The sequence below is a fragment of the Vreelandella alkaliphila genome (assembly GCF_016107625.1).
Classification (GTDB): Bacteria; Pseudomonadota; Gammaproteobacteria; order Pseudomonadales; family Halomonadaceae; genus Vreelandella; species Vreelandella alkaliphila.
The window spans coordinates 136,371-147,679 of the sequence record NZ_JABASV010000003.1 but is presented as its reverse complement, the minus strand read 5'-3'; the positions used below and the strand labels follow the sequence as shown (position 1 = coordinate 147,679).

The 11,309-nt window shown below is 51.5% G+C and carries 10 protein-coding genes; 4 read left to right on the top strand and 6 right to left on the bottom strand.

Annotated elements, in window-relative coordinates:
• Positions 1-10: 10 nt before the first annotated feature.
• A complete protein-coding gene (locus JFC11_RS05930) occupies positions 11-400 on the bottom strand; it encodes a DUF4168 domain-containing protein (RefSeq protein WP_120386457.1) in 390 nt (129 codons plus the stop codon).
• A 145-nt stretch (positions 401-545) separates the two neighbouring features.
• On the opposite strand from JFC11_RS05930, the gene JFC11_RS05925 reads away from it, so the two are divergent.
• Entirely contained in the window at positions 546-1,481 is a 936-nt protein-coding gene (locus JFC11_RS05925) for a DMT family transporter (RefSeq protein ID WP_038477567.1), read from the top strand.
• A 4-nt stretch (positions 1,482-1,485) separates the two neighbouring features.
• On the opposite strand, the gene mtgA is transcribed toward JFC11_RS05925, so the two are convergent.
• From mtgA to JFC11_RS05910, 3 genes are all read right to left on the bottom strand, one after another.
• Positions 1,486-2,202, bottom strand: a complete 717-nt coding sequence (gene mtgA / locus JFC11_RS05920; RefSeq protein WP_095603978.1) for a monofunctional biosynthetic peptidoglycan transglycosylase — start codon at positions 2,200-2,202, stop codon at positions 1,486-1,488.
• A 10-nt stretch (positions 2,203-2,212) separates the two neighbouring features.
• Positions 2,213-3,067, bottom strand: coding sequence for an S-formylglutathione hydrolase (fghA, locus tag JFC11_RS05915; RefSeq protein WP_120386455.1), 855 nt, complete (start codon positions 3,065-3,067; stop codon positions 2,213-2,215).
• Positions 3,068-3,142: 75 nt separating this feature from the next.
• Positions 3,143-4,252 (bottom strand): S-(hydroxymethyl)glutathione dehydrogenase/class III alcohol dehydrogenase, encoded by a 1,110-nt coding sequence (locus JFC11_RS05910; RefSeq protein WP_198348960.1) that lies wholly within the window; start codon positions 4,250-4,252, stop codon positions 3,143-3,145.
• Positions 4,253-4,426: 174 nt separating this feature from the next.
• Between JFC11_RS05910 and JFC11_RS05905 the strand changes: the two genes are divergently transcribed.
• Positions 4,427-5,323 (top strand): LysR family transcriptional regulator, encoded by an 897-nt coding sequence (locus JFC11_RS05905; RefSeq protein WP_198348959.1) that lies wholly within the window; start codon positions 4,427-4,429, stop codon positions 5,321-5,323.
• Here the strand turns inward: JFC11_RS05905 and JFC11_RS05900 are convergent.
• Positions 5,320-6,687, bottom strand: coding sequence for an L-serine ammonia-lyase (locus JFC11_RS05900; RefSeq protein ID WP_198348958.1), 1,368 nt, complete (start codon positions 6,685-6,687; stop codon positions 5,320-5,322). The two genes, JFC11_RS05905 and JFC11_RS05900, sit on opposite strands and share 4 nt — an antisense overlap.
• A gap of 197 nt (positions 6,688-6,884) precedes the next feature.
• Here JFC11_RS05900 and JFC11_RS05895 point away from each other — a divergent pair, with 197 nt between their 5' ends.
• Positions 6,885-7,535: a hypothetical protein gene (locus JFC11_RS05895; protein ID WP_038477584.1), complete on the top strand. Its 651-nt coding sequence runs from the start codon at positions 6,885-6,887 to the stop codon at positions 7,533-7,535.
• Positions 7,536-7,719: 184 nt separating this feature from the next.
• Entirely contained in the window at positions 7,720-9,291 is a 1,572-nt protein-coding gene (locus JFC11_RS05890) for an AbgT family transporter (RefSeq protein WP_120386453.1), read from the top strand.
• A 150-nt stretch (positions 9,292-9,441) separates the two neighbouring features.
• Here JFC11_RS05890 and rpoD read toward each other — a convergent pair whose 3' ends face one another.
• The gene (rpoD, locus tag JFC11_RS05885) at positions 9,442-11,298 is read right to left on the bottom strand and encodes an RNA polymerase sigma factor RpoD (RefSeq protein WP_198348957.1); all 1,857 of its coding nucleotides are present in this window, start codon (positions 11,296-11,298) and stop codon (positions 9,442-9,444) included.
• Positions 11,299-11,309 lie beyond the last annotated feature (11 nt).

Here is an 11,309-nt window from a genome sequence, read left to right as displayed (position 1 = left end):
CTGGAACTAATTATGACTGGTTAGCCATTTCCTGAACACGCTGCATCATTTCAGGGTCTTGCTGGATTGACTGACCAATGGCGTTAAAGGTATCAACATCTAGACCGCTATCTTCAACGACTTCGATCATGCGGTCGTTGGCTTCAGCGCGAACTTCTTGTTGGGTGTTTTCATCTTCTGCTTCCTGCAGACGCTGTGTGTACTCTTGAGAGATCACGGCGATTTCTTGAGAAGCATCGGCAAACTGCTGTAGCTGCTCATCAGAGAAATCCTGAGTGGGCGCTTGCTGGGTAGCCATCGTATCCTGAGCGGATTCTTCGGATTGCTGTGCATGAGCGGTGCCAGCCAGAAGACCAGTAGCGAGAAGAGCAGCAGAGAACAGAGCAGTCATACGTTGCATAGTAAGAAACCTCATTGACGCGTTATGAATGTGCAGCGTGTGACGCGCTGTTCAGGAACAGGTTCAACTTTTTATGTAAAAGTTAGTAACAGAAAGAACGCAACGTAACAGACAAGCATGCAGTGAATTCTCACACCGAGGAATTATGACCAATAATATTAGTTACTTAAAAAATATAAATACGGTTTCTTTAGGCCTTGCCGCTATGCCTGGATTATTTGTTTTACTCTGGAGCACGGGGTTCATTGGCGCAAAATTTGGCCTGCCCTACGCAGAACCTTTCACGTTTTTGTTTATTCGTTTCGTGCTCACCCTGATGCTGCTTATTCCACTGACGTGGTTAATGCGCATTGCCTGGCCTTCTTCGCCAGTACTCTGGCTGCATATAGGCGTTTCAGGACTTTTGGTACATGGCACTTATTTAGGTGGAGTTTTTTACGGTATTTATTTGGGCATGCCTGCCGGGCTGGCAGCGTTATTGGTTGGCCTTCAACCACTATTAACAGCAGCCTGTGCCGGCCCGTTGTTGGGTGAGCGCCTAACCACCCGCCAATGGCTAGGGCTACTGCTTGGCCTTGTGGGCATCTGTCTGGTATTGGGCAGCAAGCTAGAGTTCGGCACCTCACTTTTTGCTGGCTTTGGCCTTGGCGCCTTGGTTAGCGTGATGGCTGCGTTGGTGGGAATTTCATTGGGGACGCTTTATCAGAAACGCTACTGCACCAGCATGCCACTTCTTTCCGGGGCGGTAATTCAATACATAGCGGCTGGCATGCTATTGGGCATTGGTGCACTGCTGTTTGAAACCCGCCAGGTCGAATGGAGCTTAACGTTTGTGCTCACTCTTGGCTGGCTAGTACTTATTCTGTCTATCGCCGCCATTTTGCTATTAATGGCGTTGATTAAAAAGGGGGAAGCCTCCCGCGTTGCCAGTCTGTTTTATCTAGTACCTCCGGTCACTGCGCTACAAGCGTGGTGGCTGTTCGACGAGCGCCTGCCCCTGCTCGGACTGGCTGGTATGGTCATTGCCATTGCTGGGGTGGTCATGGTGGTACGCAAGCCTAGCAACAAAGGAGAGGCTTAAAGCGCTACAAGCGCTCCAAGTAACGAACACCGCCTAGATTACGCATTTGCTGAAGAATCCACTGACTGCGGCGCTCTACCTGAGCATCTGGGCGTGACGCGCTGCGGGTACGCGGGCTAGGAAGAATAGCCGCTAGCAGGCTTGCTTGCCGTTCGGTCAATGCACTGCCAGAAGCGCCAAAATAGTGCCCCGCCGCCGCTTCTAGCCCAAATACTCCCGTATCCCACTCAGCGACGTTTAAATACACTTCCAGTATGCGTTGCTTGCTCCACAGCATTTCGATCAGCAACGTAAACCATACTTCTAGCCCCTTACGGGCCCAGCTACGGCCGCTCCATAAAAAAACATTCTTAGCTGTTTGCTGACTGAGCGTGCTGGCACCCCGCAATCGTTCGCCATCGAGACTGGCCTTCAGGGCACGCTTCAACTCAACTAAATCAAAACCACGATGCTGAGGAAAACGCTGGTCTTCCGCTGCTATCACCGCCAACTTGGCATTACTGGATAGATTGTCCCAGCTTCTCCATTGGCGTTGTATATCGATAGGTTCGCTGTTTATCCAGCTTTGTATTTTGCGCTCTACCATGACCATTGAGCCAGGAGGTGGCACAAATCGGAATAGTAAAACCAGCGCAATTGAGAGAACAATAAAAGCCAGCGCGCCACGCCAAATAAGACGCCATATCAAACCAAGAAAACGGCGCAACGCGCGATTAAGCATTTCGATATCCTTAGCGCTTCATGAGGTGTTCTGCATGATAGCGCAAATGCTCCTCAATGAACGAGGCGATAAAGAAGTAGCTATGATCGTAACCTGGCTGGCGGCGCAGTGTTAGCGGATGATCATGCGCTTCACACACGGCCTCTAAACGCTCGGGCATTAATTGCTCTTCCAGAAACTGATCAGCTTCACCCTGGTCAATGAACAGTCGTTGACGAGAGGCACCATTAGCGACCAGCTCGCAGGCATCGTACTGGCGCCAACGCGACTGGTCGTCGCCTAAATAGCTGGTAAACGCGTTTTGCCCCCAAGGACAGTTCATTGGGTTAACAATAGGTGCAAAAGCGGAAACCGAACGGAACCGGCCTGGGTGACGCAACGCCAGAATTAACGCGCCGTGACCGCCCATGGAGTGACCACTAATCGACTCACGCCCATTCACAGGGAAGTGCTGACGCACTACAGAAGGCAGCTCTTCAATCACGTAATCATACATGCGGTAATTCGATTTCCAGGGGGCTTGAGTGGCGTTCACATAAAAACCCGCACCCGATCCTAGATCGTAACTTTCATGCTCACCGGGCAGCTCAGTGCCGCGTGGGCTAGTATCGGGGCAAACAATCGCCACCCCTAGCTCAGCAGCAATACGGTGCGCGCCCGCTTTCTGCATAAAGTTTTCATCGTTGCAGGTTAGACCTGACAACCACCAAAGCAGCGGCACGCGCTCGCTCTCTGCTTGAGGAGGCAGGTAAACCGCGAACACCATGTCGCAATCCAGCGCCCGGGAGTAGTGGCGGTAGCGCTTGTGCCAGCCACCAAAACTGCGATTGGCAGACACTAGTTCTAAAGTTTCACTCATGCTCATGGGCCGGCTCCTTAAAAAGATGAAAACGCGGAGGGTTTCCCCTACCGCGCTCATTTACCCTATTACCAATGATACTCAGTAATGCAGCACGGTACGAATGCTCTTACCTGCATGGAGCAATTCGAAGGCTTCATTAATTTGCTCAAACGGCATGTCGTGGGTAATAAAGTCGTCGATATTCAGCTCACCATTCATATATCGCTCGACGTAACCCGGTAACTCACTGCGTCCTTTAACACCACCAAACGCAGAGCCTTTCCAAACCCGCCCGGTGACCAGTTGGAAAGGACGCGTGGAGATCTCTTCGCCCGCACCCGCGACACCGATGACAATCGACTCCCCCCAGCCTTTATGGCAGCACTCAAGGGCCGAACGCATCACGTTAACATTGCCGATACACTCAAAGGAATAATCAACACCACCGTCGGTCATATCGACGATTACCTGCTGAATCGGGTCGCTGTAGTCTTTCGGATTAACGAAATCAGTCGCGCCAAACTGCTTGGCCAATGCAAATTTATCGGGGTTCACATCGATGGCAATAATCTTCGAGGCTTTTGCCATTACCGCCCCTTGGATGACCGCCAAACCAATCGCGCCCAAACCAAAAACGGCGATGGTGGAGCCTGGCTCTACTTTTGCCGTATTCAGTACCGCACCAATACCGGTAGTAACGCCACAGCCCAACAGGCAAATTTTATCCATGGGTGCTTCTTTGGAGACCACCGCAAGCGACACTTCCGGCAGCACGGTGTACTCGCTGAAAGTCGACGTACCCATGTAGTGATGCAGCATTTTGCCATCTAGCGAAAAACGCGAAGTGCCATCAGGCATCACACCTTTCCCCTGAGTAGCGCGCACGCTGCCACACAGGTTGGTTTTACCGGAGAGGCAGAATTTACATTTTCCGCACTCGGCGGTGTACAGCGGAATAACATGGTCACCCGGCTTAACGCTGGTCACACCCTCGCCAACTTCTTGTACCACACCAGCACCTTCGTGGCCCAATACCGCTGGGAAATTACCTTCTGGGTCAGCACCAGAAAGGGTATAAGCATCGGTATGGCATACACTCGTCGCTGCCATCTTCACCAGTACCTCGCCCGCTTTTGGACCTTCCACATCGATCTCAACTAATTCAAGCGGCTTACCCGCTTCGAGTGCTACGGCTGCACGCGATTTCATCTATGCATCTCCTTAACGGTCACATAAGAATAAATACTGTTTTGTCGGACTCGTTTTAATCGAATCAGATTTAATGACTGCAGTGTAGGCCAGCTAGGCGAGTGGGATAAAGCGGGATACACTCACAAGATTATTGCCACTGAGCAACAATCAAAAATTAATTAAGGATAGTTCGTGCAACGCTGGGACCGTATTGAGGCATTCGTCGAGGTGGTAAGACTGGGAACATTCTCAGCGGCCGCACGCCATTTAAAGGTATCGACATCGCATATTAGCCGCTTGGTGAGCCAGCTGGAAAATCAGTTGGGTGTTCAGCTTTTGTACCGCACAACACGGCAAATTCGTTTAACCGATGCTGGGGCAATCTACGTTGAGCACTGCCGCCATCTTTTTGATGGCCTGCGCGATGCAGAGCAAGCGATCAGCGAGCTTCAGGCAAATCCACGTGGGCTGCTGAAACTGACCTCAGCGACAACGTTTGGCGAGCGCTATATCGCGCCACTGGTGAATGATTTTCAGTGTCTGCACCCGCAGCTTGAAGTGCATATGCACTTCACCAACCGCCCCGTAGAAATTATTGAAGAGGGCTACGATATTGCCATTCGTATGGGGGTACTAAAAGACTCTAGCTTGATTGCTCGGCGGCTATGCGAACGGCAGGAGTATGTCGTGGGCTCACGGTCTTACTTCCGTCAAGCTCCCAGGCCACATACGCTGTCGGAACTTAGCCAACACCGTTGTCTGATGGGTTCACGTCCTAACTGGTTGTTTGAAGTCAACGGTCAGCGCCGCGAAGTTAAAGTGGAGGGCTGCTGGAGCGGAAACTCCGGCCCCGCGCTGCTTGACGCCGCGCTTAAAGGGCTAGGGCTTGCTCAACTACCGGATTACTACGTAGCCCCCTATCTTGCCAGTGGCGAACTGGTATCCGTTCTGGAACCTTTCCAACACAACGATACGGCGGTATGGGCGGTATATCCTCGTCACCGCCATCTATCACCTAAAATCCGTCAGCTCGTCGATTACTTGGTGGCCAATATTGATGCAACGCTGCCACCCCGCCTTACTCACTAACACTCGATGGCGTTAACAGCCAAACCGCCTTTTGACGTTTCTTTGTATTTATCTTGCATATCTCGGCCAGTGTCACGCATGGTGCGAATCACTTTATCCAACGATACAAAATGCTCACCATCACCATTCATCACCATACGCGCAGCATTGATCGCCTTCACCGAGGCAATGGCGTTTCGCTCAATACACGGCACTTGAACCAACCCCGCCACGGGGTCGCAAGTAAGGCCAAGATTATGCTCTAGACCAATCTCAGCAGCGTTCTCTACCTGTTTTGGCGAGCCACCCAGCACTTCTGCAAGCCCCGCTGCGGCCATCGCACAAGCAGAGCCGACCTCCCCCTGGCAGCCAACTTCCGCTCCGGAAATAGACGCGTTCTTTTTACATAATATGCCCATCGCGCCCGCTGCCAACAAAAAGGCCACTATGTCGTCGTCACAGGCATCTGGCTCAAATTTCAAATAGTACGCCAGCACAGCAGGCACAATACCGGCAGCACCGTTCGTCGGTGCAGTGACCATCCGTTTACCGGCGGCGTTCTCTTCATTCACTGCCAGTGCAAACAAATTGACCCAATCCATCACAGTAAAGCTCGATACAATTAAGCGTTGATTCTGCGGTGGTGAAAGCAGCTGTTGGTGCAAGCCATGGGCGCGTCGCCGAACATTTAATCCACCGGGTAAGTGTCCCGTCGCTTTTAAGCCATTTTCAATGCTGCTGCGCATGGCTTGCCAAATCGTCAGCAGCTCTGTGCGAATCACCTCTTCACTGCGCCATGCTTTTTCGTTTTCAAACATGAGCTCACTGATACGCAAACCATTTGTTTGGCAAAGCGCCAACAACTCATTAGCCGTTTCAAATGGGTAAGGTAGCGCGGTTTTGTCTTCGTCTAACCCACCCTGATCGGCGCAGGCTTGATCGACATAAAAGCCACCACCAAGGGAATAGTAAGTATTTGTCGCAATAACCGTATCGTACTGATAAGCCGTCAACACCATAGCGTTGGGGTGAAATGGCAGACAATGGTCGTCCCATTCAATATCCTGACTGCGATCAAACGATAGCGCTTGCCCATTGGGCAGCGTTATTAAAGCGCCTTCATCCAGCGCATGTAGCCGCTCAGTAATGGTGTCAGGATCGATTGACTCTGGCGTTTCGCCCATCAAGCCCATGATGACCGCACTATCAGTACCATGCCCGATGCCAGTAGAAGCTAACGAACCGTGGAGCCTAGCCACAATGCGCGTCAGCGAGGGTGAGATAACCGCTTGACTAAAATCGCGCGCCGCACGCATCGGCCCAACCGTATGAGAGCTTGATGGGCCAATCCCAATTCTAAAGAGATCAAAAACGCTTATTGCCATTGTGTTGTCTGCCCTTCAGCGGTAATTGTTGATTACCTAATAACTAGTTACTTTGCAGCCTTAATCCACCATTAGTCGAGCAGCTCACATTAAGTTCGACGTGCGAGCATAGAAGTGTGTCGATATAATGAACATTCTTCTATGCATGTTTTTAAGCCCCTCTCTTACAACGTCATCTCTCTGATAAGGATGTTGGTATGCCATCTTCCCCACCGCAGTGGCCACTCAGTTTTGGATATACGCTTCTGCGCGCAACACTTTATATGTTTTTTGTCGCTGGTATCGCCCAAGGCGGATATTTTGAAGCTCTCTACCTACCCGATGTGCGCTATACCGAATTAGGCTTTACAGAGTTCACTCAAACCCTGGTACTGGCTAGCTGTTGTGGCTTACTCATCTACGTGCGCCAAGTACTCAAGGTATGGCCTACTGTTACGCTTCTATTGCTGGCGTTTGTGGCTGCGTCGCTGGTACGCGAACAGGATTACTTTTTAGATTACTACGTCGCAGACAACTCTTGGAAAGTGCTGGTATCGTTAATTGTCATCCCTAGCCTTGCCTGGGTAGTCGTCCAGCGTCGTCGATTTATTGAAGAATTTTCACATTATAGCAATACGTTCGCGTTTGGACTTTTCACTGGCGGTGTGCTCGTTACCTATATTTTCTCCCGCCTTTATGGTCGCCAAGACTTCTGGCGAGCCGTCATGCAGGATAACTATATTCGCGAATTTAAAGATGTCGCTGAGGAAGCCATCGAGCTTTTAGGCTACAGCCTGATTCTATTTGCCATGATTGAGCTTCTGCTGATTGCTCGGCGTATTTACAAAGCGCGACAAGTCGCACGCTAGTCCTCTCATCTCCCGCTAGCAGCCCTTTTTTATCGCCGCCTTACACCTTGCGCAGGCGGCATTCATTTTTTACATCTCGCTATACATAAAGCCATTTGCGACCCCGATGGCTTCAACGTAGTGTCGTCCCCCAGACTCATGGGCATTTTTTGCTGAAAAACAACCTACTGACGACAAAAACCTTATGACAAACTCACAAAATCGCCAAGAAACCCTAAAGCGAGGTGCATTTACTCGTTTTCTTGATAGCGTTGAGTGGCTGGGTAATCTACTCCCACATCCTGTTACTCTCTTCGCTATTTTATGTGTTCTGGTAGTAATCGCCAGCGGCATCGCCGGTGCATTAGGAGTATCTGTTGCTGACCCTCGCCCTGCTAACGAAGGTGAATGGATAGCGGTTAATTCGCTGCTCAATGCCGAAGGCCTGCGCCGTTTAGTCACTGAAATGGTGACTAACTTCACTAGCTTTGCACCGCTGGGTACAGTACTGGTAGCCATGCTGGGGGTCGGCGTTGCTGAGCACTCAGGACTGCTTTCAGCCAGCATGCGTGCGCTGGTTCTCAATCGCTCGCCGCGCATTGTCACCTATGCAGTGGTGTTTGCCGGCATCATGTCGAACATGGCGGCTGAGCTTGGCTATGTCGTATTAATTCCTTTAGCGGCCATGATTTTCCACTCATTAGGGCGTCATCCATTGGCGGGCCTAGCGGCTGCGTTCTGCGGTGTTTCTGGAGGCTACAGCGCTAACTTACTGATTGGTACTGTTGACCCGCTACTATCGGGCATCACCCAGGAAGCAGCACGTCTTCTTGACCCTGCTTACATTGTGGGCGCAGAAGCCAACTGGTTCTTTATGTTCGCCAGTACGTTCTTTGTCACGCTTATTGGTGGCTTTGTTACTGAGCGAATCGTAGAACCCAAGCTAGGTAAATTCGATTCTGCCTATGCTGATAGCGGCATTGAAAACCAGCGCATGGAAGGGCTATCCGACTCAGAGAAGCGCGCCTTAAAAGGGACTGGACTTGCGACATTAGCATTAGCCGCTCTGGTCGCGGTCATGGTTGTGCCCGAAAGCGGCATATTGCGTAACCCCGAAACAGGGCTAATTAGCGGCTCGCCCTTTTTGCGTGGCATTGTGGTAATTGTCGCGGTGTCCTTCACCGTATTGGGGTTTGTCTATGGCCGCCTAGCAGGCACCATGCAAAACGATCGCGATATTGTCGATGCTATGGCGAAAAGTATGAGTAGCCTCGGCCTTTATATCGTTCTGGTCTTTTTTGCGGCACAGTTTGTAGCGCTGTTTAACTGGAGTAACTTTGGCACTGTCACAGCCGTTGCCGGTGCCGATCTGCTGCAGTCTTTGGGGCTACGCGGCCCTGGTCTGTTCGCGCTGTTTATTATTATGTGTGCGTTCGTCAACCTATCACTAGGCAGCGCCTCTGCACAGTGGGCAGTAACAGCTCCCATCTTTGTACCGATGCTGATGCTAATGGGCTATGCCCCTGAAGTAATTCAGGCGGCGTATCGAATCGGCGATTCGGTTACTAACTTAATTACCCCCATGATGAGCTACTTTGGTTTAATTCTTGCCGTAGCAACTCGCTATCGTAAAGATATGGGCATTGGTACGTTGGTAGCGATTATGCTGCCCTACACGCTATTTATGCTGATTGGCTGGAGCCTGCTGTTCTTTATTTGGGTATTTGTTTTTGGCTTGCCTGTCGGCCCAGGATCAGCCACGCATTACACGCTTTAAGCCATATCACCATATAACGCTTATGGCATAACGCAAAAAGCCCGCCGTTCATAGAATGGCGGGCTTTTTGTTCATGGTGACGACTATCAGTTCACCACTTTCTATTTACTACTTACTAGCCACTACTTACCAAGTACGAGAACTAACTGATCACTCGTCGAGGAATGAGCGCAGCGGCTCAGAGCGACTCGGATGGCGTAGCTTGCGCAGCGCCTTAGCTTCGATCTGACGAATCCGCTCGCGAGTAACGTCAAACTGCTTACCCACTTCTTCTAGCGTGTGGTCGGTATTCATATCGATACCGAAACGCATGCGCAGCACTTTCGCTTCACGTGCGGTTAAGCCGCCAAGGACGTTACGCGTTGCTTCGATCAAGCCTTCGCCGGTGGCCATATCAATCGGCAACAGCATAGTGCCGTCTTCGATAAAGTCACCTAAGTGCGAATCGTCGTCATCACCAATCGGCGTCTCCATAGAGATCGGCTCTTTGGCAATTTTTAGCACTTTGCGTACTTTGTCTTCCGGCATTTCCAGGCGTTCGCCCAGCTCTTCCGGCGTTGGCTCGCGGCCCATTTCCTGCAGCATCTGACGAGAAACACGATTGAGCTTATTGATCGTCTCAATCATGTGCACCGGAATACGGATGGTGCGTGCCTGGTCAGCGATAGAGCGCGTAATCGCCTGACGAATCCACCATGTGGCATAGGTCGAGAACTTGTAACCACGGCGATATTCGAACTTATCAACCGCTTTCATCAAGCCAATGTTGCCTTCTTGGATTAGATCCAGGAACTGCAGGCCACGGTTGGTGTATTTCTTCGCAATCGAAATTACCAAACGCAGGTTAGCCTCAACCATCTCTTTCTTAGCACGACGTGCTTTCGCCTCGCCAATAGAGAGCTTGCGGTTAACTTCCTTGAGGTCGGCCACGGTGAGCTGCACCATGTCTTCCTCAAAGGCAATTTTGCGCTGCGAACGAGCAATATCGGCGCGCAGTGGCTCAAGACGGTCAGCATACTTGGGCTGCGCTTCCTGGAAGGTGTCTAACCATTTTGGATTAGACTCGTACCCAGGGAACGACTTAATGAAGGTTTTGCGCGGTACTTTAGCTTTCTTCACGCACAGCTGCATAACCGCTTTTTCTTGGGCACGCACCTGCTCAACACTAATACGTACTTGGCCGACCAGACGCTCAAAATGCTTCGGCACCAGCTTAATAGGCGAAAACAGCTCGGCTAAACGCAACTGCTCACTTTTAAGCTCCGCGCTACCACGACCATATTTCGCCAACGCAGCTTCAACAGCGGCATTCTGCTCACGGATTTGTTCGAAACGAGCTTTCGCTTCTTCCGGATCAGGGCCGCCTTCGCTGGCCGTGCTGTCGTCATCTTCGTCGTCACCGTCGCTGTCGAGATCATCATCATCGCTCAACTCGGCTTCCGGCTCAGGCTCGGGCACTTCGGCTTCTGCAACGCCTGGAATCCCCTCGTCGGGGTCGATAAAGCCAGAGAACAGATCAGACAAGCGACCAGGCGCTTCTTCATCCTGCGTGGCATCGTAGGCATCCAGGATAGAAGCAACAGCGCCAGGCAAATACGCCAGCGCTGACATCACTTCCCGCGTGCCCTCTTCTATCCGCTTGGCGATTTCGATCTCACCTTCGCGGGTTAGAAGTTCAACCGTACCCATTTCGCGCATGTACATGCGCACAGGGTCGGTAGTGCGACCGACGTCGCTTTCCACGGCGGCGAGTGCCGCGACGGCCTCTTCCGCAGCGGACTCGTCCGTGGAGTGATCCGACATCATCAAAGTGTCTTCATCTGGCGCTTCTTCAACGACACTGATACCCATGTCGTTGATCATGCCAATGATGTCTTCCACTTGATCCGGGTCGGCGATATCCTCGGGTAGATGGTCGTTGACCTCGGCATAGGTCAGGTAGCCCTGTTCCTTGCCGCGCGCGATCAACTCCTTCAGACGTGACTGCTGCTGCGCATTTCCAGCCATAGAAACCCTAT